General features: G+C 46.9%; 24 protein-coding genes. 15 read left to right on the plus strand and 9 right to left on the minus strand.

Annotated features, from left to right (window positions below; all coding sequences use genetic code 11):
- Positions 1-16: 16 nt before the first annotated feature.
- The 8 genes from gspG to NL643_RS10505 are packed head-to-tail and all read left to right on the plus strand — an operon-like array spanning position 17 to position 5,565.
- Positions 17-460: a type II secretion system major pseudopilin GspG gene (gene gspG, locus NL643_RS10470; protein ID WP_005379298.1), complete on the plus strand. Its 444-nt coding sequence runs from the start codon at positions 17-19 to the stop codon at positions 458-460.
- A gap of 29 nt (positions 461-489) precedes the next feature.
- On the plus strand, positions 490-1,089 hold the full coding sequence (locus NL643_RS10475) for a GspH/FimT family pseudopilin (RefSeq protein ID WP_017635010.1): 600 nt from the start codon (positions 490-492) through the stop codon (positions 1,087-1,089).
- Positions 1,076-1,465 (plus strand): type II secretion system minor pseudopilin GspI, encoded by a 390-nt coding sequence (gene gspI / locus NL643_RS10480; RefSeq protein ID WP_017635009.1) that lies wholly within the window; start codon positions 1,076-1,078, stop codon positions 1,463-1,465. The genes NL643_RS10475 and gspI overlap by 14 nt, the downstream gene beginning before the upstream one ends.
- Positions 1,452-2,129: a type II secretion system minor pseudopilin GspJ gene (gene gspJ / locus NL643_RS10485; RefSeq protein ID WP_005382998.1), complete on the plus strand. Its 678-nt coding sequence runs from the start codon at positions 1,452-1,454 to the stop codon at positions 2,127-2,129. Before gspI ends, gspJ begins: the two co-directional genes overlap by 14 nt.
- A complete protein-coding gene (gene gspK, locus NL643_RS10490; RefSeq protein ID WP_005379302.1) occupies positions 2,122-3,132 on the plus strand; it encodes a type II secretion system minor pseudopilin GspK in 1,011 nt (336 codons plus the stop codon). The genes gspJ and gspK overlap by 8 nt, the downstream gene beginning before the upstream one ends.
- Positions 3,101-4,303: a type II secretion system protein GspL gene (gene gspL / locus NL643_RS10495; protein WP_033905912.1), complete on the plus strand. Its 1,203-nt coding sequence runs from the start codon at positions 3,101-3,103 to the stop codon at positions 4,301-4,303. The genes gspK and gspL overlap by 32 nt, the downstream gene beginning before the upstream one ends.
- Before the next feature lie 7 nt (positions 4,304-4,310).
- Positions 4,311-4,802 carry a type II secretion system protein M gene (locus NL643_RS10500; protein ID WP_005383002.1) on the plus strand — a complete coding sequence of 164 codons (492 nt, stop codon included), beginning with the start codon at positions 4,311-4,313 and terminating at the stop codon, positions 4,800-4,802.
- Between the two features lies 1 nt (position 4,803).
- The gene (locus NL643_RS10505; protein ID WP_033905913.1) at positions 4,804-5,565 is read left to right on the plus strand and encodes a type II secretion system protein N; all 762 of its coding nucleotides are present in this window, start codon (positions 4,804-4,806) and stop codon (positions 5,563-5,565) included.
- Between the two features lie 312 nt (positions 5,566-5,877).
- On the opposite strand, the gene cysQ is transcribed toward NL643_RS10505, so the two are convergent.
- From cysQ to NL643_RS10525, 4 genes are all read right to left on the minus strand, one after another.
- A complete protein-coding gene (cysQ, locus tag NL643_RS10510; protein ID WP_005379308.1) occupies positions 5,878-6,705 on the minus strand; it encodes a 3'(2'),5'-bisphosphate nucleotidase CysQ in 828 nt (275 codons plus the stop codon).
- Positions 6,706-6,749: 44 nt separating this feature from the next.
- Positions 6,750-7,319: an ADP compounds hydrolase NudE gene (gene nudE, locus NL643_RS10515; RefSeq protein WP_005379309.1), complete on the minus strand. Its 570-nt coding sequence runs from the start codon at positions 7,317-7,319 to the stop codon at positions 6,750-6,752.
- Between the two features lie 176 nt (positions 7,320-7,495).
- On the minus strand, positions 7,496-8,080 hold the full coding sequence (gene nfuA, locus NL643_RS10520) for a Fe-S biogenesis protein NfuA (protein WP_005379313.1): 585 nt from the start codon (positions 8,078-8,080) through the stop codon (positions 7,496-7,498).
- A gap of 97 nt (positions 8,081-8,177) precedes the next feature.
- On the minus strand, positions 8,178-8,903 hold the full coding sequence (locus tag NL643_RS10525) for an amidophosphoribosyltransferase (RefSeq protein ID WP_033905914.1): 726 nt from the start codon (positions 8,901-8,903) through the stop codon (positions 8,178-8,180).
- 84 nt (positions 8,904-8,987) lie between these two features.
- Between NL643_RS10525 and bioH the strand changes: the two genes are divergently transcribed.
- Together bioH and NL643_RS10535 are read left to right on the plus strand one after the other, a co-directional pair.
- A complete protein-coding gene (gene bioH / locus NL643_RS10530; protein WP_005384724.1) occupies positions 8,988-9,755 on the plus strand; it encodes a pimeloyl-ACP methyl ester esterase BioH in 768 nt (255 codons plus the stop codon).
- Between the two features lie 124 nt (positions 9,756-9,879).
- Complete coding sequence (locus tag NL643_RS10535) at positions 9,880-10,344, plus strand: hypothetical protein (protein WP_005379316.1); 465 nt, start codon at positions 9,880-9,882, stop codon at positions 10,342-10,344.
- 104 nt (positions 10,345-10,448) lie between these two features.
- On the opposite strand, the gene NL643_RS10540 is transcribed toward NL643_RS10535, so the two are convergent.
- Positions 10,449-12,770 (minus strand): Tex family protein, encoded by a 2,322-nt coding sequence (locus NL643_RS10540; protein ID WP_005379317.1) that lies wholly within the window; start codon positions 12,768-12,770, stop codon positions 10,449-10,451.
- 229 nt (positions 12,771-12,999) lie between these two features.
- Between NL643_RS10540 and NL643_RS10545 the strand changes: the two genes are divergently transcribed.
- The 5 genes from NL643_RS10545 (at position 13,000) to envZ (ending at position 18,234) form a co-directional block, all read left to right on the plus strand.
- Positions 13,000-14,880, plus strand: a complete 1,881-nt coding sequence (locus NL643_RS10545) for a RimK/LysX family protein (protein ID WP_086013892.1) — start codon at positions 13,000-13,002, stop codon at positions 14,878-14,880.
- A gap of 117 nt (positions 14,881-14,997) precedes the next feature.
- On the plus strand, positions 14,998-15,489 hold the full coding sequence (gene greB / locus NL643_RS10550; RefSeq protein ID WP_005379321.1) for a transcription elongation factor GreB: 492 nt from the start codon (positions 14,998-15,000) through the stop codon (positions 15,487-15,489).
- 105 nt (positions 15,490-15,594) lie between these two features.
- Positions 15,595-15,990 carry a DUF1090 domain-containing protein gene (locus NL643_RS10555; RefSeq protein WP_017635004.1) on the plus strand — a complete coding sequence of 132 codons (396 nt, stop codon included), beginning with the start codon at positions 15,595-15,597 and terminating at the stop codon, positions 15,988-15,990.
- Positions 15,991-16,119: 129 nt separating this feature from the next.
- The gene (ompR, locus tag NL643_RS10560) at positions 16,120-16,839 is read left to right on the plus strand and encodes a two-component system response regulator OmpR (RefSeq protein WP_005379333.1); all 720 of its coding nucleotides are present in this window, start codon (positions 16,120-16,122) and stop codon (positions 16,837-16,839) included.
- A 102-nt stretch (positions 16,840-16,941) separates the two neighbouring features.
- Entirely contained in the window at positions 16,942-18,234 is a 1,293-nt protein-coding gene (gene envZ, locus NL643_RS10565; RefSeq protein ID WP_017820700.1) for a two-component system sensor histidine kinase EnvZ, read from the plus strand.
- Between the two features lie 72 nt (positions 18,235-18,306).
- On the opposite strand, the gene NL643_RS10570 is transcribed toward envZ, so the two are convergent.
- From NL643_RS10570 to spoT, 4 genes are all read right to left on the minus strand, one after another.
- Positions 18,307-19,695, minus strand: coding sequence for a uracil-xanthine permease family protein (locus tag NL643_RS10570; protein WP_033905917.1), 1,389 nt, complete (start codon positions 19,693-19,695; stop codon positions 18,307-18,309).
- A gap of 232 nt (positions 19,696-19,927) precedes the next feature.
- Entirely contained in the window at positions 19,928-22,009 is a 2,082-nt protein-coding gene (recG, locus tag NL643_RS10575; RefSeq protein ID WP_033905919.1) for an ATP-dependent DNA helicase RecG, read from the minus strand.
- Between the two features lie 253 nt (positions 22,010-22,262).
- Entirely contained in the window at positions 22,263-22,946 is a 684-nt protein-coding gene (gene trmH, locus NL643_RS10580) for a tRNA (guanosine(18)-2'-O)-methyltransferase TrmH (RefSeq protein ID WP_017635001.1), read from the minus strand.
- A 52-nt stretch (positions 22,947-22,998) separates the two neighbouring features.
- Positions 22,999-25,119 carry a bifunctional GTP diphosphokinase/guanosine-3',5'-bis pyrophosphate 3'-pyrophosphohydrolase gene (spoT, locus tag NL643_RS10585; protein ID WP_005379340.1) on the minus strand — a complete coding sequence of 707 codons (2,121 nt, stop codon included), beginning with the start codon at positions 25,117-25,119 and terminating at the stop codon, positions 22,999-23,001.
- Between the last annotated feature and the right edge of the window lie 28 nt (positions 25,120-25,147).

Genomic DNA, 25,147 nt, shown 5'->3' on the forward strand with positions numbered 1-25,147 from the left:
ACTTTCGGAGAAAAAAATGAAGTTTAAGCGTAGTAAACAACAGGGTTTTACACTTTTAGAAGTGATGGTTGTTGTGGTTATCCTAGGTATTTTGGCAAGTTTTGTTGTTCCAAACCTATTGGGTAACAAAGAGAAGGCTGACCAACAAAAAGCGATTACGGACATTGTCGCGTTGGAAAATGCCTTAGATATGTACAAGTTGGATAACAGCGTTTACCCAACAACGGACCAAGGTCTAGAAGCATTGGTTAGTAAGCCATCTAACCCAGAGCCACGCAACTACCGTGATGGTGGTTACATCAAACGTCTTCCTAATGACCCTTGGGGCAACCAGTACCAATACTTAAGCCCAGGTGATAACGGTACAATCGATATCTTCACTCTAGGCGCAGATGGCCAAGAGGGTGGAGAAGGCCCAGCTGCAGATATTGGCAACTGGAACATGCAAGACTTCCAATAATTGAGCCTAAGCCAGCACTAATGAAACAAATGCGAAAACATAACGGTTTTACATTGATAGAAATTCTATTGGTGCTGGTTTTGCTATCTCTTACGGCTGTGGCCGTGATCTCGACGTTACCGACTAGCCAAAAAGATCTTTCCAAACAGTATGCTCAAAGCTTTTTTCAGCGTTTACAGCTGCTCAATGAAGAAGCGGTGCTGAGCGGTAAAGATTTTGGCGTTCGAGTGGATGATGCCAAATCGACCTACGCTCTACTGAGTTTAACCTCAGAAGGTTGGCAGCCTCTGAAATTAAAGCAGATTCCGAGCAAAACCAAGCTAGAAGAAGATATTACGCTACAACTCGAACTCGGCGGTGGTGCTTGGGATAATGATGAGCGCTTATTCAAACCAGGTTCTCTTTTTGATGAAGACATGTTCGCAGAAGAAGAGGACGAAAAGAAAATTGAGCCACCGCAAGTGTTTATCTTTTCCAGCGCCGAAGTCACGCCATTTACCCTATCTTTTTTTCCGCAAAATGGTGATGCCTTTAATGACGGTTGGCGAGTCATTGGCAAAGAAAGTGGACAAATTTTGTTATTAGCTCCGGGCGAAGAAGTGAAAGAGGATGAGAATGCGCAATTTTAAGCAAGCTCGCCCCAATTTGAGTCATCGCCGGACGAGAGGCATGACCTTACTGGAAGTATTGGTCGCACTGGCCATTTTCGCCACCGCTGCCATCAGTGTCATTCGCTCTGTGAGCCAGCATATTAATACAATCAGTTATCTAGAAGAAAAAATGTTTGCAGCCATGGTTGTGGATAATCAGATGGCAAATGTGATGTTGAATACCGGAGAACTCAAAGCGAAAAACGGCACAGAAGAGCTGGCAGGACGCACTTGGTTCTGGAAAGTCACGCCAGTCGCCACGACGCAGCCATTGCTGAAAGCATTTGATGTAAGCGTCTCGGTAGAGAAAAGCGCGAGCCCTGTAGTAACGGTACGAAGCTATGTGGCGCAATAATCATCCCCGCGCAAACACGCGCCAAAGGGTAAAAGGTTTTACACTTATTGAAGTGTTGGTATCGATTGCCATCTTTGCCAGTTTAAGTGTCGCAGCGTACCAAGTGGTATCGCAAGTACAGCGTAGCAATGCGCTATCACAAGAACGAACCCAACGCTTAAACGAAATTCAGCGTGCCATGGTGATGATGGATAACGATTTTCGTCAAATGGCGATGCGTCAAACACGTACTAATGGTGAAGAGCCTGCTAGCCGGCTAATTTTTTGGTCCGATTACCTGTTGGACTCCGATACTAAAGGGCTGATGTTTGCCCGTTTAGGTTGGCACAACCCTCAGCAGCAGTTCCCTCGTGGAGAAGTAACCAAGGTTGGCTATCGCTTAAAAGAAGAAACACTGCAGCGAGTATGGTGGCGCTACCCTGATACGCCGGTTGGGCAACAAGGCACTGTTACTCCATTGCTAACGCAGGTCGAGTCATTTGATATGCGTTTCTATGATGGTAAGCAATGGAAAAAAGAGTGGGCTGAAGAAAAAGCGCTGCCGAAAGCGGTTTCTGTTGTTCTCACTCTCAAAGACTATGGAGAAATTGTCCGCACTTATCTCACTCCTGATGGCACATTGAGTCAGAAAGAGGAAAGTTCAGGAGACAGCAATAATGGTTAACCGTCAGCGCGGTGTTGCTTTGATTATAGTGTTGATGTTGCTGGCGATTATGGCGACGGTTGCTGCCAGTATGTCAGAACGTTTGTTCTTGCAGTTTCAGCGAGGTGCTAATCAAATCAATTACCAGCAAGCGTATTGGTACAGCCTTGGCGTCGAGGCGCTAGCAAAAGTGGGTATCGAGCAAAGTTATAAAGACACCGACACGATTAATATGAGTCAACCGTGGGCGATAAAAGAGCAAGTCTATCCGTTAGATTATGGTCAAGCGGCGGGACGAATTAGAGACAAGCAAGCGTGCTTTAATCTAAATGTATTGAGTCGTGTGCAACCAACGGGTCAGCAAATTACAAGACCATATTTAGTGAATGTATTGCAGCGCCTATTAGAAGAGTTGGATGTCGAGCCATATCAAGCAGAAATCATTGCAGACTCTACTTGGGAATACATTGATGCTGATGACTCTGTCCGTTCGACTACTGGGGTTGAAGACAGCACATATGAAGCGATGAAACCTTCCTATTTGGCATCAAATGGTTGGATGGCAGATGCTTCCGAGTTACGGGCTGTCTATCAGGTGAGTGGTGAAATTTTCCAAAAATTGGAGCCGTTGGTCTGTGCATTGCCAAGTGATGACTGGCGTTTAAACGTGAATACGATTGATGTTGAGCAAGCTCCGATTTTGGTGGCAATGTTCTCACCAAACTTAAGCAGTAGTGATGCGATTCAGCTAATTGAAAAACGCCCATTTGATGGGTGGGATAGCATTGATGAATTTTTAGCAGAGTCAGAAATGGCTGGCTTAAGTGAAGATGTAAAGAAAAACGCCAAAGGCTATTTGGGTGTAGATAGCGCCTTTTTTGAATTGGATGCACAAGTGTTGGTGGATGAATCACGTGTACGTATCCGAAGCCTTTTGCAAAGTACAAATAGAGAAACGGTGACCGTAGTTCGCCGTCGTTTTGGAGGGATCAGTGAGCGAGTTTCTGACCGTTCGGCTGAGTAGCGAACAACAAAGTACCATTCCTTGGGTGGTGTGGTCGACAGATCAACAGGAAGTGATTGCTAGCGGTGAAATCGCCGGGTGGGAACACTTAGATGAATTGGTCTCATATGCTGGTCAGCGCCAAGTTGTGGCGCTGTTGGCGAGTAATGATGTGGTCCTGACGCAAGTGGATATACCACCTGGTGCAACACGCCAATTCGAGGCGATGTTACCGTACTTAGTGGAAGACGAAGTTGCTCAGGACGTTGATGGCCTGCACTTTAGCGTGTTGGGTAAACAAGCGGATAAAGCGCAGATTTGCGCAGTTGAACGTGCTTGGATTCAGACTGTACTGCAACGTTTCTCAAGCCAAGGTATCGCCATTAAACGCATTTTACCCGATGTGCTTGCGTTACCGGTTCGTGGAGATCACAGCAGTGCTGCAATGATTGGCGAGCAATGGCTAATTCGTCACTCTGCGACAGAGGGCGCGGTTGTCGACGCTTCTTGGTTAGACCTTTACCTCTCTTCTTATCTACAAAATCATGAAGGTTGGAAGCTCGATTGCTTTAGCTCGGTCCCGGAATCTGCGTTACCTGAAATATGGGATCCGCAACCAGAAGAAATGACGATGGCTTTACTGGCGAAGGGGGTGACAGAAAGCAAAGTCAATTTGCTGACTGGGAGCTTCAAGCCGAAATCTTCTTGGGGTAAATACTGGAAGCTCTGGCAAAAAGCCACCATTGCTGCGGGGGTGCTTATCGTCGTTATGGTTGCGCAGCAGTTGCTCGTGGTCCATAAGTACGAAGCACAAGCTCAAGCGTATCGTGAGGAGAGTGAGCGTATTTTCCGCCAGGTGTTCCCAAATAAACGACGCATTCCTACCGTTAGTTACCTCAAACGACAAATGGATGATGAAGAGCGCCGCTTATCTGGTGGAAGTGGTCAGCAGGCAATGTTGTCATGGTTGGCGGCATTACCCGCGACGCTTGGTCAGGTCAGTGACTTGGAGATCACTAGCTTTAAATACGACGGACAACGTGGCGAAGTACGTATTCAGGCTCGTAGTTCAGACTTCCAACCTTTTGAGCAGGCTCGTGTGAAATTGGCAGAGAAGTTTAATGTTGAGCAAGGTCAGTTGAACCGTAGCGATAACGTTGTGGTTGGCAGCTTTGTTTTGAAGCGTTTGTGAGGTGATGATGAAAAATTTAATTTCTCAAGCTCAGGTTTGGTGGAGCAGCATCTCGCAGCGTGAGCAGCGTTTGGTCATGGGATGTGGCGCTATTGCCGTTATCGGTATTATTTATTGGGGTTTATTACAGCCAATGAGTCAACGTGCGGAGCTAGCTCAGTCACGTATTCAAAGTGAAAAGCAGTTGCTAGCTTGGGTACAAGATAAAGCGGATGGCATCACTGCACTGCGAAAAAGCAGCGGTGTGAGCTACTCTAGTCAACCGTTGAATCAGTTGGTTTCTTCTTCAGCTCGTCGTTATAAAGTTGAGTTGATTCGAGTACAACCTCGTAATGAGAGCGTTCAAGTGTGGATCAAACCACTCGCGTTTAATCAACTAGTGGATTGGTTACGTTACTTGAAAGAGCAACAGGGTATTGAAGTCGAATTTTTAGATATCGACCGAACAGAGCAAGCGGGCATGATCGATGTAAACCGCCTTCAGTTTAAGCGAGGTTAAGGTGAAGCGAGCAGTACTTTACGTTGTTATCTTTATCGTCTTTTTTTCAGTCAGTCTTTTAATGGGATTACCAGTCTCTTGGGTGTTACAACAAGCACCAACAGTGAGAGGCCTGGACATTCAAGGAGCCAACGGTTCGGTATGGCAAGGTCAAGCTTCTAGTATTCGTTGGCAGCGCCAGAACCTTGGAGAAGTTAATTGGGATTTCCAATGGTCGAGTCTACTGACAGGTAAAGCTGAGTTTGCTGTGCGCTTTGGTCGTGGTAGTGAAATGGACGTTCGTGGGCGCGGTTTTGTCGGCTATAGCTTAAGTGATGGCCCTTATGCCAAAAACTTAGTTGCCTCGATTCCGGCGGTAAAAGTTGTTGAGCAAGCGCGCCTCCCTGTGCCTGTTGGTGTTGATGGGCAGCTTGAGCTGAATATTCGTCATGCGACTTATGCTGTGCCTTGGTGTAAGAACGGTGAAGGCACTTTAGTATGGAATGCCAGTGGTATTCAAAGCCCCGTTGGCAGCTTAGATCTCGGTCCTGTGATTGCCGATATAAACTGTCAGGATAGTGTATTGACGGCAACTGGTGAGCAGAGCAGCAAACAAGTATCTGCGGCGTTTTCCGCTGAACTGATGCCTAATCAACGGTACTCAACCAAAGCGTGGTTCAAACCTGGTGCAGAGTTCCCATCCAGCATGGGGGAGCAACTGAAATGGTTGGGTAAGCCGAATGCTCAAGGTCAATATGAGTTTAATTACCAAGGGCGCTTCTAACCTATCGTGACAAAATCCAATATCTTAGAAGAGCTGCTAGTGCGCAGCTCTTTTTGCTTTTGGATCATCGTAAGCTAAAACCTCTATTCGCTGTACATTCGATCTTGATTGGGAATGAGTGAAAGTTTAAAGCCTTGATTTTTAATTGATTTTTAATTAATTTTTTCTTTCGTTCAGCTTTGCAAGCAGTTGGAACATAGTAGGCCAAATGCTCCAAGTGCTGTACAGAAGGTCAAAAAGAAAAGGCCACGAAGATATTCGTGGCCTTTCTATTGCTAGAACTTTGTGCTCTAAATTTTACCGATAAGGCGCTTAATCTTTGCGTTGTAAAATCTCATTCCAAGGTAAATCCGCATCACCAAGAACAATAAAGTTCGGGTTTTCTAGTGTTTCCCGCTCGTTATATGACAGCGGTTCTAATTGCGTGCTGAGAATACGTCCGCCAGCTTCTTCAACAATGCATTGTGTCGCAGCGGTGTCCCACTCACCTGTTGGACCTAGTCGGAGATAGCAATCTACCGCCCCTTCCGCGACGAGGCATGCTTTCAATGCTGCAGAACCGAGCGGTATTAAGTCGTAATTCCAGGCGCTGCTCATACGGTTAGTAATACGATTGATGTCTTGGCGACGACTAATAGCAATTGCGATGCTTTGCTCTGGCTGTTCGTGTTTGTGTGTATGGATTTTGACGCTGTCCGACATGTCGGGAATTTTCCAGGCGCCTTTGCCATTATAAGCGTAGTAAGTCACGCCAGATACAGGGCCGTAAACGACGCCCATGGTTGGTCGATTGTTGTCGACCAACGCAATAATAGTGGCAAAGTCACCACTGCGAGCGATGAATTCTTGAGTACCATCAAGAGGGTCGACTAACCAATAACGTTCCCACTGAGCGCGTTGCTCTAAGCTTATGTCTGCGTCTTCTTCTGACAACACGGGAATGTCAGGCGTCAGATCACTCAAGCGTTCAGTGATGAACTTGTGAGCTGCAATATCTGCACTTGTTACGGGAGTTTCGTCACTTTTGGTGTAGGCCTCGTATTGCTTCTTTTCATATATTTCGAGGATCATTTGCCCAGCACTGCGGGCAATCTCGATGACTTGAGGAAGTAGGTGAGATAGATCTTTTGTCATTGGCATAAGTGATAGTCCTTACTCACAGTGTTATTCGGTTCTAATGACCGTTATTGGTTATGCTTGTGAGTGGTGTTTGGTAAGTGTTTCAGTGCCAACATTAGCGCTGTGATGCTTCGTGCTTCACAGAAATCCATGTGAGTTAATAACTCTTCGGCTTGCGCAAGTGGCCAACGCACAATTTCCAGTGGTTCAGGCTCATCGCCTTCTTGCTTCTCTGGATAAAGCGCCTGTCCTAAAAATAGAGTCATTTTGCTCGAAAAGTAAGATGGCGCGAGGATAACTTGTTTCAACGGGGTTAACTGATTACAGCCAAAGCCGATTTCTTCTTTTAACTCACGATCCGCAGCTTGATGTGGTGTTTCTCCTGGGTCAATCAGCCCTTTTGGGAAACCTAACTCGTAACGTTCAGTTCCAGCGGCGTATTCACGCACCAGTAATAAATCGCCTTGTTCTGTTACAGGAACCACCATTACAGCATCTCGTCCACTTGGCTTCATACGCTCATAAGTACGATGCTCACCATTGGAAAAACGAAGGTCGAGCGCTTCCACAGCAAACAGTTTGGATTTTGCAACCGTCTGGCATGAGAGTATCTCTGGTGGGGTTCGTTTCGGCATGACGCTGGCTCCTTGGTGTCGTTGGCGTTTACGAGATGCGTAAGATTCTTAATATATGAGAACTCCGCCTGAGTTTCTAGCGGATTTTACGAGTCGAGCTAAGCATCTCAGCATCACCTCAGTATCGATACAAAAATGGGAGACCGAAGCCTCCCATTTTCTGACAGTGTTTACTCTTAGTAGTAAGAGTGATCACCACGGTCATGTTCTGTAGCATCACGAACTGCGGTTAGTTCACCAATGAACTGGTTTAGCAGCTCTTTCTCGATGCCTTCTTTTAGTGTTACGTCAACCATAGAACAGCCATTACAACCGCCACCAAATGCAACAATTGCAACACCGTCTTCAGTGATCTCAACCAAGTTTACGTGACCACCGTGGCCAGCAAGCTGTGGGTTGACTTGGGTTTGGATAACGTACTCAACGCGCTCAACCAGTGGTGCGTCGTCCGCAACTTTACGCATTTTAGCGTTAGGTGCTTTTAGCGTTAGCTGAGAGCCCATTTTATCGGTAACAAAATCGATTTCAGCGTCTTCAAGGAATGGCAGGCTCAGCTCATCCACGTAAGCTGAAAAACCGCTGTAAGAGAGTTCAGTGTCGGTCGATTCTACTGCTTCTGGTGGGCAGTAAGACACGCCACACTCAGCGTTTTGTGTACCTGGGTTCACAACGAAAATACGAATGTTAGTGCCTTCAGGTTGTTGACCTAAAAGGTTAGCGAAATGCGTTTGCGCAGTTTCTGTAATAGTAATATTTGACACGACGAATACCCGAGTAAATTTGTAGGTTACTGCTGCTATTCTACTCTTGTTGACGTATGGGTCTAGTCTTTTTGATGCTAAGGCATGGCGAAGCGATCTAGAGAGAACGAGGAGCAGGTGTTCTGCAGATGCAGTAAATATCGATGCTTTCTACGCCAACTTCAAGTAGTAAATGACATAATTGTCGGACGGTACTGCCTGTGGTGACTACATCATCGACGATGGCAACATGGGAAGAGTGAGGGCGCTTATTGAGAATAAACGCGCCTTTTAAGTTTTGTTCACGGCTTGTTTTGGTATTACCACGCTGTGATTGGGCGAGCCTTACTCGACGAAAGACCTTCGCATCAAAATTAGTCTGCAATTGCTTGGCGAGGTGTCGGGCTAAAACATCACTTTGATTAAAACCCCGGCGCAGGTAACGCTGCCAGTGCAATGGCACACTGGTAATGATTGGAGCTGGCGTGGTGATGCGCTGTGCCAGTTGCTCGGTTAATGCTTTTACATGCCAAGACTCTCCGTGATCTTTAAAGCGTTGTACTTCCCGTGAAAGGGGAAAGTCGTAATCGCCTAACGTGTATAGCCTTTGCCATGGCGGTGGCTTTGAAAGACATTCACCACAAATACTATCCGTACTCATTTCTTCTTTCTGTAATGATAAACCGCAGCGTTGACATCGTTTTACCGGAGTTAGGTATTTTAAACAGTGCTCGCACCAGCGCAGAGTATTTGTGTGGCTTGGTGTTTGAATAGGGAACCGACACAGGCCGCATTGACTGCTCAATACGCGGTGCATGATGTTTTGCCAGTGATGAGATAACATAGCGTTTATTCATGGTGATATTTTACTCAGCCTAACGCTTGGCTGAAGCCGTAGGGAATAAAATAAGTGGGAGAGATTGAGAGCATGAGCACGAAATTACACTGGCAGTCATTTGGTCAAGGACCAGATTTGGTGTTACTTCATGGTTGGGGCATGAATGGTGCGGTATGGCAGCAGACAGTCGAGTCTCTTCAACCTTATTTCCGAGTTCATGTGGTTGACCTTCCGGGGTACGGACATAGCGCCGAATCTCATGCTGAAGATTTAGACCATATTGCTAACTTGGTGGTGCAAGGTGCGCCAGAGAAAGCGATTTGGCTTGGTTGGTCCCTCGGAGGTTTAGTGGCGACGCATGTGGCATTAAATATGCCCGAGCGCGTGGCTAAGTTGATTACGGTTGCCAGCTCACCTAAATTTGCCGCAGAAAAACCGTGGCGCGGCATTCAACCGAATGTACTGAGTGCGTTTACCTCTCAGTTGCTAGAAGATTTCTCACTGACCATTGAGCGCTTTATGGCGTTGCAAGCGATGGGCAGCCCATCAGCGCGTAAAGACGTTAAACAGCTCAAGCAAGCGGTACTATCGCGCCCTCAGCCAAACCCTGAATCGCTGTTGGTTGGGCTAAACATCCTTGCTGATGTGGATCTGCGCGATGCGTTGACGTCTCTTTCTGTTCCAATGTTGCGTCTTTATGGCCGTTTAGATGGGTTGGTGCCAATTAAAGTAGCTAACGATTTAAGTGAACAGTTGCCTCATACCCAGCAGTTTGTTTTTAATCAGTCCTCTCATGCGCCTTTTATCACCGAACATGACGAATTTTGTGTTCAAATCCGAGAGTTTGCTCACGATTGAGCAAGTACGAGCGGAAATACCTCAAGTTGTTTAAAAAGTGGTCGATATAAAGACTGGTGAGGTTTTATTAGCCAATAAAGCTAAGCCATATTGACGAGTTGGGCGACTCTGAGGAGGGTTCGCAATGATTGTGTCACCGACCAACGTAAGTGTGCCACTGATCGCCCCATCCGTGAATGTGCAGACGGAACAAGCAGCTCGCGACAATAAAGTCCGAGAGCCTGTAACGCCAACGGTCGCATTGGCCAAAACCAATGCAGAGCGAAAAGTAAAAGGTGACGACAAGCGCCGACGTCAGTCTTCTTGGGATCCTTCAGAGCATCCTGATTATGATATGGAAACGGAAGTCGACACGCGTTATCAAGAAGAGCCGGAAGATACACTAGAACGGCTTTTTAGTTTGCTTGCGCTCAAATCGTATAGTGAAGACCAGGGGAAAGGCTACGCGATCCGCTTTCGCTTACCAAAGCGCATTTTGGATGCTGCGATCAATGAAGGATTAATGGAAAAGCGCAGGAAGGTGATCAAGTTTCATTATGGTCATGCAGTCGCTCCCCATACCCCGTCAGAAGTGATAGCAGTATTATGACGACTCAATATCCTACTCAAACAAAAACGCTCCAAGCAGGTTGACTGATTGGAGCGTTTTCTTTTTAGTTATGAAAGCTCGTTAGCGGTGAAGCCTAGGTAAGATTACTTTTTCGCTTTAGCAAACGCTGCAGCAAATGCACCGCCCATCGCGCTGTTCGATGACGAATCATCACGGCGAGGCTGACGACGCTGCGGTTGGTCATTACGACGCGGCGCTGCTGATGAGCGTTGGCTACGGTTGTCTTGACCCGGTTCGTCGTTCATACGCATCGATAGACCAATACGTTTACGCTGCACGTCAACTTCCATCACTTTCACTTTGACGATGTCGCCCGCTTTCACCACTTCACGTGGGTCAGACACATAACGATCTGTCAGTGCAGAGATGTGTACGAGACCATCTTGGTGAACGCCGATATCAACGAAGGCACCGAAGTTGGCTACGTTCGATACCACACCTTCTAGAATCATGCCCGGTTCCAAGTCAGATACCGAGTTTACACCTTCTGCAAACGTCGCCGTTTTGAATTCTGGACGTGGGTCACGACCCGGCTTGTCTAACTCTTTGATGATGTCTGTAATGGTTGGAACGCCGAAGTTATCGTCGGTGTAATCGACCGCATGCAGACCTTTAAGGAAGCTTGAATCACCAATCAGTGCTTTGATATCTTTGTTGTTCTTCTCAGAAATCGCTTTGACCACTGGGTACGCTTCTGGGTGAACCGCAGACGCATCAAGTGGGTTCTTACCATCCATAATACGCAGGAAGCCCGCACACTGCTCGAACGCCTTAGGACCTAAACGAGGTACTTTCTTCAAGGTTGTACGTGCTTCGAAGCGGCCGTTCTCATCGCGGAAGTCGACAATGTTCTGCGCGATGGTGCTTGATAAGCCTGCTACGCGCGTCAGTAGCGCCGCAGAAGCAGTGTTCACATCAACACCAACCGCGTTTACACAGTCTTCCACAATCGCATCTAGGCGTTTTGCCAACATAGATTGGCTTACATCGTGCTGGTATTGACCCACACCAATAGATTTCGGATCAATTTTCACGAGTTCAGCCAATGGATCTTGCAAACGACGTGCAATCGACACTGCACCACGCAGTGATACGTCCATATTCGGGAACTCTTTTGCTGCAAGCTCAGACGCTGAGTAAACCGAAGCCCCCGCTTCACTTACTATGATCTTCTGAACTTTCAGGTTGCCACGTTTGATGACGTCTGCGACAAAGCTGTCGGTTTCACGTGAAGCCGTACCGTTACCAATCGCAATCAAATCCACGTTGTACTTACGCACCAACTGCTCAACGATTTGTGCTGACTTGTCGTATTGTTTTTGTGGTGGGTGAGGGTAGATGGTTTCGGTTGCAAGCACTTTACCTGTTGAGTCGACAACCGCGATTTTTGAACCTGTACGCAGACCCGGATCGAGACCAAGTGTTGCACGAGGGCCAGCCGGTGCTGCCATCAACAAGTCTTTTAGGTTAGTGGCGAATACTTCAATCGCTTCGATTTCAGCGCGCTCTTTCATTGCGCCCATTAGCTCGGTTTCCATGTGCATCGATACTTTGATGCGCCATGCCCAGCTGATCACTTGCTTACGCCAGGTATCCGCAGGTGCGCTGCTTAGCGTTACGCCATAATGGTCGGCGATAATCGTTTCGCAGTAAGACTGACGAGCGCCTTCTTCCTGTTCTGGATCAGCGTTCATCGCCAATGTCAGGAAGCCTTCGTTACGGCCACGCAACATCGCCAGTGCTCGGTGCGATGGCACTTTGCTTAGGGGCTCGTTGTGGTTGAAGTAATCTTTAAACTTCTCGCCTTCTTGCTCTTTGCCTTCAACGACTCGTGAGACCAGTTCCGCATTGCGATTTAAGTGGTTGCGAATTTTTTCCAGTAAGTTTGCGTCTTCTGCGATGCGCTCCATGATGATCGCGCGAGCGCCATCCAATGCAGCTTTGGTGTCTGCGATGCCTTTGTCTGCATCAAGGTATTTGCTTGCTTCGCTTTCTGGCTCGGTTTGTGGGTGATTCCAAAGCTGATCTGCGAGCGGCTCAAGACCAGCCTCAATCGCGATCTGACCTTTCGTACGACGCTTGGGTTTGTAAGGTAGGTATAAGTCTTCAAGACGAGTTTTGCTGTCTGCCTGCGCGATCTCTTGTTCTAGCTCTGGCGTCAGTTTGCCTTGCTCTTGGATTGATTTGAGGATGGTTTGACGGCGATCATCCATTTCACGAAGGTAAGACAGACGGCTGTCCAAAGTACGAAGCTGGGTATCATCAAGGCCCCCCGTCACCTCTTTGCGGTAACGTGCAATAAAAGGGACAGTGTTGCCATCATCAATTAGGGTGACAGCGGCGTTGACTTGCTCTGGGCGAACATTCAGTTCTTGAGCAATCATGCGACAGATAGCTTGGCTCATCCGTGTTTTCTCTTTTAATTCGGTTTTGGTTGTATAGAACATTGGGGTCGTTCGAAGAATTTGCAATGTTTTAAATTAACGAGGCAAAAATTTACCGGGCGCTGGTGGACATCAGTCAGATTTATGTCAAAACTGTAATTAAATTGAGAACTTATATCCGCAGTTATCGACTAACCTAATTCCACGGTTGTTGATATCACTAAATGTACCTCGGCTTATACGGATAATCATGATGAAAAAAATGTCTTTGGCGTTAGCGCTTACGAGTGCCTTACTTGTCGCCCCGCTTAGTTGGGCGCAGTCTATCTCAGGAACCACACAAGCTCCCGTTTATCAGCTCGATAACAAATTGGTACTAGGGCGTGTGGAGAGCGTCTACTACAGTGACATTCCGGAACTAAAAGCGGTGCCATTTATTGGCAAGATTGATACTGGTGCAGATACGACATCGATGCATGCGGAGAATATCCATGTCAGTAGCTCACACCCAGATTACCAAGATTTGAAAGATAACGAGTTACTTTGGGCGATTGTCGATGACTTAGGTGGTACGAAGGCAAAGTGGGACGCCGACAGCTTTAAGCCATATCAAGTAAAGGTTAGCTTTACGGTTCCTCACCCTTATACAGGGAAGGAAATACAGATTACCGATGATCTGGAAAGAGTGAGCGCGATTCGCAGTCGAACAAGCAAAAAGCCCATCCTACGCCCGACAATAAAAATGCCGATGACAATCGCTGGTCACACCGTTGATACGGAAGTGAACCTGACCAAGCGTACGCAATTCTCTTCTCCTATCTTGATTGGTAAAACCTATCTCGATGATAACGCATGGGTCTTCGCTGGTTACGATTACCTTCAAGAACAGCCACGCGCAAAAATGATTGGCAAAAAAGAGACGGTTGAAGTCGAAGGTGTGCCATATAAGATCAGCATCTCAACTTCTAGCCGTTATACCAACGTCCATGCACTGGACATCAAGGTAGACAAAAAGCATAACGAAGTCTCTTTTATGTTAGAGGGCGAGAATGGCAAGCGTCATCCAATGACATTACCCTTGGTACGAATGCTGAAAACGACCAAAAGCGAGCGCCCTTTAGTCTATTTACCCGTCAAAGTCGGCGAAAATGAAACTCAACGTTGGTTGGTGTATCTGCGTGATCGCAGTAAGTTCAGTTCGCAAATTCGCTTAGGTCGGGACGTCGCGAGTCAGCACTTTGTTATTGATACGGACAGAGAAAATCTACTGGGTGGCGTAGAAAAAACGTTCAAAAGCGCACTCAAATCAAAACCTCTTGTCGTTTCACCAGAAGAACAGGTCACCATTGATGGTTATACCGTCCCTGCTTACCCCACTTTTACTGTGAAAACGCCATTACTGCGTGTAAATGGGTTTGAAGTAACAGAAAAAGGTAAGGATGAATCCGTCACGTTTTATTTAATGAACGATGAGGGGAAAGAAGAAAAAATCACCAAACCAGTGTTGAAAAAGCTCAAGGTTGGCAGCGCGGTTCGCCCTGTTGTCGAAGGAGACTTTCTTCTCGGTAGAAAAGACACATCAATGAAGTTTGCGCTCGATGTGCTTGATGAGGGTGACACTCAACCTTTTTTCGTCTTTGGTCATGACATAGCCAAGGGTGGTGTGTTGCTGAACACTCGCGCAGACCATCTACTAGATGCAAGGCCACTTTTCAAAGCTGGCCATATCGAAGTAGCTGAAGTTGAGGGGATGTCTTTCCCTGTGAAGTTAGACACGGGTGCAGATGTAAGCTCAATCAATGCTAAGAACATCAAGCAGTTTAAGAAAGACGGCAAAGACATGGTGAGCTTTACCTATGAGAACGATCTTGGCATGAAACAGGCGTTTACCAAGCCTGTTGTTGATGTCATGCGTATTAAAGCGAAGAAAGGCGAGAAAGCGAACGTACGCCCTGTGGTTGAAATGCATGTTAAGCTTGGTGAATTAGAGAAGAAGATCCGAGTCAACTTACAGGACCGAGGTCGCTTCCATTACAGCATGATTTTAGGTAAAAACTTCCTAAAACATGGCGCGGTTGTTTCGAGTGATACGAATTACATCGTGACGCAAAAACCGGATTACGAAAAGTAACACTCTGGCCGCCTTATCACCTTGATACCCAAAGCCTGAACAACATTGGATCTTTGGGTATATCATCTCCTTAATGCTGCCAAAGAGCAGCATTTTTTAGTTGAGATAGGAGTTAATTTGAAAACTAAGCTGATTACACGAGAAGGTTACAACAAACTCAAACAAGAGCATGATTACCTTTGGAATGAAAAGCGCCCGGAAATCACCAAGATCGTCACTTGGGCTGCGAGCCTGGGCGATCGCTCAGAAAATGCGGATTACACCTTCAATAAACGTTTACTCCGTCAGATCGACCGTCGTGTCCGCTTCCTTCGTAAATTCCTGCCAGAAGTCACGATCGTTGACTATTCTCCGCAACAAGAAGGCAAAGTCTTTTTTGGTGCATGGGTGGAAATAGAAAATGAGGCAGGAGAAGTGAAAAAGTTTCGTATAGTCGGGCCTGAAGAGATTTATGGCGATGCGAAAGACTACATCTCTATCGATTCACCTATGGCGCGAGCGATGTTGAAAAAACAAGTGGATGAAGAGTTCACGGTACGCACCCCAGAAGGTGAAAAAGAGTGGTTCATCAACTCAATTGAATACACTCAACCGGCCTCGGAAGACTGAGGCTTTATCACTGATTCAAGTCTCATGAAGTTCACTAGAAGTGACTTGGGTCTCAACGTCAGAATATTTGGTATAAAGGCATGGTGCCTTTCTCGGAGAAGTAAAATGAACAAAGCAGTCATGTGTAGTGCTGCACTAACAATAGGATTCTCACTTTCAGTTTTTGCTCAAGATGAAGTGAAAGGCTGTGACGCTAAAGAGTTAGCGGTAGAGCAGCAGCTTGAGTATGCAAAAGCGCAAGGTAATGAGCATCGCATTAAAGGCTTGGAGCAAGCACTTTCCGCTATCCAGAATGAATGCTCGGAAGGTGAGCTGCGCCAAGAGCTGCAAGCAGAAGTGGAAGAAAAGACTAAAGAAGTTGAGGAGCGAGAGGAAGAATTAGTCGAAGCTCAGCATTCAGGTAAAGCAGACAAAATTGAGAAAAAACGTCACAAGCTGGCTGAGGCACAGCAAGAGCTGCTTGAGGCCAAACGTGAACTGGAATGGAATTATGGTCAATAGTAGGTGCTGAAAATACCTGCTAGAGAGAGAATAAAGCGCTTAAGATAAAAAGAGTAACAATTTGCTTGAGCACGTTAGGAAAAACAGTGATACATTTTCGACAATAGACGCTTCTGAAAGGATGTTTCAATGCAAGAAAATCATAAAATTTTAGTGGTTGATGACGATGCTCGTTTACGTGCTCTATTGGAGCGTTACCTTTCTGAGCAAGGTTTTCAGGTACGAAGTGTCGCCAATGGCGAACAGATGGATCGCCTACTAACGCGCGAAAACTTTCACTTAATGGTGCTGGACCTAATGTTGCCAGGTGAAGACGGTTTGTCAATTTGTCGTCGTCTACGCCACGCGAACAATATGTTGCCAATCTTAATGCTCACCGCGAAAGGTGATGAAGTGGACCGCATCGTAGGTCTTGAGGTAGGGGCGGATGATTATTTGCCAAAACCGTTTAACCCACGCGAATTGTTGGCTCGCATCAAGGCAGTATTACGCCGCCAAACTGTAGAGTTGCCGGGTGCACCAAGCACGGAAGAAAAAGTGGTGGAGTTCGGGGAGTTCCGACTCAATCTAGGCACTCGCGAGATGTTCCGCGGTGACGAGGCAATGCCACTCACCTCTGGAGAGTTTGCTGTCCTAAAGGCGCTCGTGATGAATGCGCGTGAGCCAATGTCACGAGATAAATTGATGAACATGGCGCGTGGCCGTGAATATTCTGCAATGGAACGCTCTATTGACGTACAAATCTCACGTTTACGTCGCATGTTAGAAGACGATCCGAGCAAGCCGCGCTACATTCAAACCGTATGGGGCCTAGGTTATGTTTTCGTCCCAGACGGCAAAGAGGTGTAACCTCTTCACGCCATAGCCAGCACTTGGCTATAGCAACTTCAGCCTTCATTACCTTCCCTTTGAAGGCTGAAATTTCGCGATTAGGACCACTAGGAACGTTCCATGCGCATCCGAAGTTCACTGACACAATCTATTCTGCTGTTCATCTCTTTGCTTCTCGCGAGCCAAGTTTTCTCTTACTACGCCGTTTTTAACTACGCGTTGATGCCGAGTTTGCAGCAGTTCAATAAAATTCTCGCCCATGAGCTCAATTTGGTGCTTGATGATGAAGGACCTTTAAAGTCTGATGCACCGTTAAGGCGTCAATTATTAGAAAGATTAGGGGTGACGGTTCACAGCCTTGACAGCGATAAGGCGATTGAATTTCATCACGCAATGTCGATTGATTTGATGTCTGAAGAAATGAGCCAAGAGCTGGGTTCGCCTACAGAAGTACGCTTATTGCTTGGCGATGAAAGTTACATTTTGTGGATGCACATCGAAAAGTTGCCGAACTCCATCATTCGTATTCCGTTATCTGAGCTGCAAGAAGAAGATTTTGCACCGCTGTTTCGTAACAGTTTGATTATGGCGCTGCTGATCATTGCTGGTGGTTGGTTGTTTATTCGTTTACAAAACCGCCCACTTTTGGCTTTAGAGAGAGCCGCGAAAGACGTCGGTCGAGGCGAAATCCCGCCACCGTTGGCAGAAAAAGGCGCATCGGAAATTCGCTCTGTAACTCGAGCCTTTAATCAAATGTCGAAAGGTATTCAAGAGCTAGAAGAAGACCGAGCCTTATTAATGGCGGGGATTAGCCATGACTTACGAACGCCTCTGACGCGTATTCGCCTAGCGACAGAAATGATGTCTCCTGAGGACAGCTATCTTGCGGAGGGGATCATTAGCGATACGGAAGAATGTAATGAGATCATCAGTCAGTTTATGGATTATCTCAAACCGGTGAACCAAGAATCGTTTGAAGCGGTTGATATCAGTACGATTGCCAGTGACGTCGCCAGTTCTGAAGGTGGTTATGAGGTTGAAATTGAAACAGATCTTAATCTTAACTTGCCGCCAGCCAAAGGAAGTGCGATTGCGATTAAGCGGGCGATCAGTAACTTAGTTGTGAATGCGCTACGTTATGGCAATGGCTGGGTCAAAATCAGCACTGGTGTGACAGCAGATAAGCAGCTAGTGTGGATTTCAGTAGAGGACAACGGACCGGGTATCGAGCATTCTCAAATCGCGAGGTTATTTGAACCCTTTACGCGTGGTGACACCGCTCGCGGTAGTGAAGGCACTGGGCTAGGGTTGGCGATTGTGAAGCGTATAATCAGCCAACATTCAGGCTCTGTGGTGATGCGTAATCGCAGTGAAGGCGGTTTAATCGCTCAAATCAGCTTTCCTACCAAGTAAGTCGATGGCCCGCACCCTTTAAAACAAAAAGCCCAACCTAATTAGGTTGGGCTTTTCTTATTCTCAATAATCTTAAGACTCTTTCACTTCCTGAGGAAGTTCATCTTCGTCTTCCAGTTTCTCTGGCAGAAGTAGATTTAAAATGATCGCTGTGATGCCACCTGCTGCAACACCAGTTGAGAAAATACTCTTAATAAATTCTGGCATAAATTGCAGGATCTCTGGTTTTTGTGCGATACCAAGTCCCATTGAGAAGGATAAGGCCATGATCAGAATTGCGCGGCGATCGAGCTCAACACGAGAGATAATACGCACACCAGCGGCAGCAATCGTACCAAACATGACAATCGTTGCGCCGCCAAGTACTGGCTCAGGAATCAGCTGAACAAAGCTAGCGACACCTGGGAACAAGCCAAGAATCACTAACATGCCAGAAATAAAGTAACCCACGTAGCGGCTCGCGACTCCTGTTAGCATGATGATGCCGTTATTCTGGCTAAACGTTGAGTTCGGGAAGCTGTTGAAAACGGCTGCGATTGCGGAGTTTAAGCCGTCTGCTAACACACCGCCCTTAATGCGTTCCATGTACACTGGGCCTTTTACTGGCTCACCAGACACTTCAGATGTTGCGGTAATATCACCGATGGCCTCTAGTGCGGTAATAAAGAAAATCAGTACCAGCGGAATGAACAGAGACCAGTCAAACGATAAGCCATATTGCATTGGTACGGGCAGTGCTACGATCTCAGTTGCGCCTAGCTGAGAAGTATCTACCATCCCCATAAAATACGCCATGATGTAACCCACTAGCATCGCAATCACGATTGAAGCCACACGGATGTATGGGTTTTTCGAGCGGTTTAAAATCACAATTAATCCAAGTACCGTCCCAGCCAGAGCAAGTTTGTCTAAGCTGCCGAAGGTTCCTTCATTTAATGCTGCGTAGCCACCGCCCATTGATACTAAGCCGACTTGAATCAGTGTGAGACCGATAAGAGTGACGACGATGCCTGAAACGAGCGGAGTGATGATTCGGCGGGCATGCTCCAATACGCGAGATAGGAAAATTTCTGCAAATGATGCGACTAAAATCGTACCAAAAATGGCAGCCATCATGGTGCTGATGTCTGCTCCACCGGCTTTCAGCGATAGGCCTGCTCCAATAATAGGACCTAAAAAGTTAAAGCTGGTGCCTTGAACAGAGAGCAAACCAGAGCCAATTGGGCCAACGGTGCGAATTTGAATAAACGAAGACACGCCTGACGCAAATAAAGACATGCTGATGATGGTGTTCGTTTGGTCTGCAGGTACACCCAAAGACTGACAGATGATCAGTGACGGAGTGATAACCGCGACGAACATCGCCAATAAGTGCTGAAGTGCGGCAAAAATGGTTTGAGGCAAAGGTGGTCGATCGTTGAGTTGATAGACCAGTTCCGAAGATCGGTTTGAAGTTGTCATTGTTTGTCTCGCTAGTCGCAATATTTCCCTAGTTCTCGCTGAATGGGAGAGCAGGGTGGAGTTGACGTCGTTACCTGTGATTGCTGTTAATCAGAGTCAACTCAGGTTGGTGGAGTGTGATCTAACACACTTAAAAATTTGTGCGCGATTATAGAGAGATTTACTCAAAAAGCAAACGTTTGCTTTGTTTTTGGCGTATTAAAAAACGAGCCATTTGGCTCGCTTTCAATCATTACGCTTTGGAGTAAATATCCCGCTCACCCAACCAGCGATCGATAATTGCTGTTGCGTTAGTCGGGTAATTGTCATGAATATGACGCGCAATACGCTGAACTTCGGGAATCAGGCGTTGATCTCGAACTAAGTCTGCGATTTTGAAATCAGCAAGACCTGTCTGCTTTGTACCCAATAGTTCTCCAGGGCCACGAATTTCTAGGTCTTTCTGCGCAATGACGAAGCCATCGTTACTTTCACGTAGTACTCCGAGACGTTTTTGCGCGGTTTTTGACAGCGGAGAGTGGTACAGCAGCACACAATGGCTAGCAACGGAACCTCGGCCCACGCGACCTCTTAACTGGTGTAATTGTGCCAAACCAAGACGTTCAGGGTTTTCTATGATCATCAAGCTAGAGTTTGGCACATCCACACCAACTTCAATCACTGTCGTTGCGACCAGCAAATGCAGTTTATTGTCTTTGAAATCTTGCATCACCGCTTGTTTCTCTGCCGGCTTCATTCGTCCGTGTACTAGACCAATTTTTACGTCCGGTAGCTTACGTTGAAGCTCTTCTGCGGTATCTGCCGCGGCTTGCGCTTCTAATACTTCCGACTCATCAATCAGGGTACACACCCAATATGCCTGCTTGCCTTCGTTTAAGCAGGCATTTCGGACACGTTCGACGATATCATTGCGTTTGGTGTCTGGAATCGCGACAGTCTGGATTGGTGTTCGACCTGGCGGTAACTCGTCAATCACCGACGTTTCTAAGTCAGCATAAGCAGTCATGGCTAACGTTCGCGGAATCGGCGTTGCTGTCATGATGAGCTGATGTGGATAAGCGCCTTGTTTTGCACCTTTTTCACGCAATTCTAATCGCTGATGGACACCGAAGCGGTGCTGTTCATCAATGATGACCAAAGCAAGGTGATGAAATTCAACGTGCTCTTGGAATAGCGCGTGAGTACCCACTACCATTTGCGCTTCACCACTGGCAATACGAGCCAGCTCGGCTTCCTTTGCCTTACCTTTGAGTTTGCCCGCTAACCAACCGACTTGAATGCCCATTCTCTCAAACCAGTTTGCGAAGTTGATAGCGTGTTGCTCGGCCAATAGTTCGGTTGGCGCCATGAGTGCCACCTGATGGCCATGCTCAATGGCTCTAACAGCGGCCAAGGCGGCAACCAATGTTTTCCCCGAACCAACATCGCCTTGCACTAATCGCATCATTGGGTGCGGTTTTTCTAGATCGGCTTCAATCTCTTGTACGACTCGGGTTTGAGCGTTTGTAGGAGAGAAAGGCAGTTGGGCTAAAAGCTGCGTTTTTAGTTTATTACAAGGACCGAGAGGTAGCGCTGAATCCTTCTGACCTTTGCTACGCACCGCCAGCATCGATAAGTTTTGTGCGAGCAATTCTTCCATGATCAAGCGGATTTGGGCAGGATGTTTGCCTTCGTCAAACTCATCTAAATTAATGGTTGGTGGTGGGCGATGAATGGTGTGCAGTGCTTGCGACATCGTGATTTGATGGTCATACAACCCCGCTGGAAGTAATTCCTGCACTGCGGTTTTATCAAGCAGGGCTAAAGCTTGTTCGGTAAGGTTGCGCAATGTGATTTGACGCAATCCATCGGTGGTGGGATAAACAGGGGTTAAGCTCTGTTCTACATCGGGCTTTTGCTCGCTGACGTAAAACTTGTAGTCAGGATGAACAATTTCCAAACCCATGCCACCGCGCTTAATTTCACCGTAAGCATGTACTAACTTACCTTGCGTGAAATTGTTCTTCATGGCTGCGGTAAAGTTGAAAAAGCGCAGCGTGATAGTGCCATTACCGTCGCTGATTTTTACCGTTAGCATTTTGCGCTTACCGAAGATGGTGTCGACTGCCATGACCTTACCTTGCACGGCCGCCCAAAGGCCAGCATGCAGTTTGGCAATAGGGTAAATACGAGTACGATCTTCGTAGCGTAACGGAAGGTGAAACAGCAAATCTTGAACGCTATGTAAGCCAACTTTGGCGAGTTTTTCTGCGACTTTCGCGCCAACTCCAGAAAGGGAGGTTAATGGGACGCCAGATAACATTTGGGCGGACATAGAGGGCTCAAGAAAATGGTTAACATAGCAGTATGTTAACCATGGAGCTGTGTTTTTGTACAGGAAAAAATAGTCATGCTTTAGTTAGTGTCATGATTTGACTGATAACCTATCATTCCGAGGAGCTTTAGCGACATCAGGATTCTATTTTCAACAAGTATGTCGCTGAAGTTAACACTATCAGCATCTGTATATTTGAGAATTAGATCCTGAACCACGCTCCTTCGCCGCCGTTCAGGATGACGAAAGTCTGTTACTTGCTTTGCATCTCTTGCCACCACGCGTCATCGGCGATGATTTGACCTTCTTCATCGAGTGGTGGGTAAACGAGCCCTTTTCGTTTCGCGACCTTTGCCAGCACTGGGTGACCACGTTCAAAGAGAATACGGTTGATTGTCTCTTTAGGCAGAGCGCTTTCTTCTCGGTCGTACATGCCTGCGGCTTCACGTTGACGTTGCGCTTCATACAAAATTACGGCACTGGCAACCGATACGTTTAGTGACTGCACCATGCCCACCATTGGGATAATAATGTCTTGATCGGCAAGCTGTTTGGCTTGCTCCGAAGCGCCAACTTTTTCACTGCCTAAAATGATTGCCGTTGGTCTGGTGTAGTCGATCTCGCGAAAATCGACGGCGGTGTCCGAAAGATTGGTCACCAAAACCTGCATACCTTGCGCTTTGAGTTCGGTAATCGCAGTTTCAATCGAATCGTGAGTATCCACTTCAACCCAGTTACGCGCGCCAGCTGAGGTATGGCTCAGCGTACGCATTTTGTCTGGCCAAATTGCGTGAACTTTGTGTAAGCCTGTCGCGTCAGCGGTGCGGATCACAGCAGAGACGTTGTTTGGCTTATGTACTTCTTCGAGACAAAGTGTCAGATCAGTTTGGCGAGTTTTTAGGACTTGGTGAATACGGTTGTAACGTTCTAGGTTCATATTTATTGAGGTATAAAAAATCGCCACCTAACAGAGTAGGTGGCGATAGAGGTTAGTTCTTTCTGCGTCTGACTCGGGTTGCTTGAGGCATTGCCTTAATCTTACGCATGATACCAGCAAGGTGGACACGATCTTTCGTCGTCAACAGCACAGTCACAGTGTATAGACGACCATCACGTTCTTCCGTTGAAAGGCCATGAATGTTTGATCCTGTTTTCGAGATCACGTTGGTAAGTTCTGCAAGAGCACCTTGGTTGTTAAGCATGTCGACTTTAAGTTCAGCAATGAACTCTTTATCGTAGTCTTCAGACCAAGCGACAGCCATATAACGGTCTGGCTCTTTCTGATAACCACGAACATTCGGACATGTTTCTCGGTGAACAACCAAACCACGACCAGGCGATACGTGAGCAATAATGTGATCATCTGGGATAGGATGACAACAATTTGCAAACGTCAGCAATAAGCCTTCTGCGCCACGAATCGGAAGCTTCTTCTTCGAGTCCGTTGGGATTGAGCTTGTTGTCGTGAGCTCTTCGGTGTCACCAAGGAGCCGACGTGCGATCACAATGCTCATCAACTCACCCAATCCAATAGCAGCCAATAAATCATCAATGCTTTCTAGGCGAAGATCATTCAAGACTTCTTGGATATTTTCTGGATAAATTGAATCAATCGAGTGACGGCCAAGTGCGTGATTAAGTAGACGACGACCTAAAGTAATCGACTCTTCACGACGCATCGTTTTCAGTACTTGTCGAATCTTAGTGCGGGCACGAGAAGTCACGACATAGTTCAGCCATGCCGCATTCGGACGCGCACCAGGGGCACTGATAATTTCCACCGTCTGACCGTTTTTCAATGCCTTACTCAATGGGTAAGGGTTACGATCAACACGAGCACCAACACAAGAGTTGCCTACATCGGTATGTACGGCATAGGCAAAGTCGACAGCCGTTGCGCCTAAAGGCAATTCAACGATACGACCTTTTGGTGTGAAGACGTAAATCTCATCTGGGAAAAGATCGGATTTTACGTTTTCAATGAATTCGAATGAGTTACCCGCGCTTTGTTGTAGCTCTAACAGGCTTTGCATCCAACGCTGAGCTTTCACTTGCGCAGTGGTGCCAGACTTGTCGCCTTTGTCTTTGTAAGACCAGTGTGCCGCGACACCTTTGTCCGCCATTTGATCCATATCTTCAGTACGGATCTGAACTTCAACAGGTACGCCGTGTGGGCCAACCATGGAAGTGTGTAGCGATTGATAGCCGTTCGCCTTTGGTACCGCGATGTAATCTTTCATGCGACCAGGACGTGGCTTATACAAGCTGTGTACTTGGCCTAAAACGCGATAACAAGTATCAGCGGTATCAACAACGACTCGGAACGCATAGATATCCATGATGGTATGAAAGCGCTGTTCTTTGGTTTTCATCTTGTTATAGATAGAGAACAGGTTTTTCTCACGACCAACGACGCGAGCATTCAAGCCAAAATCTTGCAGACGGCCTTCTATTTCGCTGTGAATGCGTTGGATCATCTCTTTACGATTACCACGTGCGGCTTTAACCACTTCTTTCAGTACGCGGTAGCGGTTGGGATATAGCGCCTCAAAGCCCAACTCTTCGAGTTCGGTTTTGATATTGTGAATACCAAGACGATGAGCGAGGGGCGCGTAAATTTCTAACGTTTCACGAGCAATACGACGCTTTTTATCTGGTCGAAGCGCGCCAAGCGTACGCATGTTATGCGTGCGGTCAGCCAGTTTGATCAGAATGACGCGGATATCTTGCACCATGGCCAGAACCATCTTACGAAAGTTCTCAGCCTGAGCCTCTTTCCTATCGCGGAATTTGAGTTTGTCCAGTTTAGATACACCATCAACCAATTCTGCGACAGTGTTGCCGAATTTCTCTTCGAGATCTTCTTTAGTTACATCACAGTCTTCAATGACGTCATGCAGCAAAGCAGCTTGGAGGGTTTCGATATCAAGGCGCATTTCGGCCAAGATACGAGCCACAGCGACAGGGTGGATGATGTATGGTTCACCGCTAGAGCGGGTTTGCCCTTCATGGGCATCTCTCGCTACCACATAAGATTGACGCAGAGCCTCAATCTGAGGCTCTGTTAGGTATTCTTGGGCAACGTCTTTGAGGCTATCGAATAGATACAAATTATAGGCCCGGGAGGTTGTTGAATTC

This window comes from Vibrio sp. Y42_MX_L11 (genome assembly GCF_024181785.1).
Classification (GTDB): Bacteria; Pseudomonadota; Gammaproteobacteria; order Enterobacterales; family Vibrionaceae; genus Vibrio; species Vibrio diabolicus.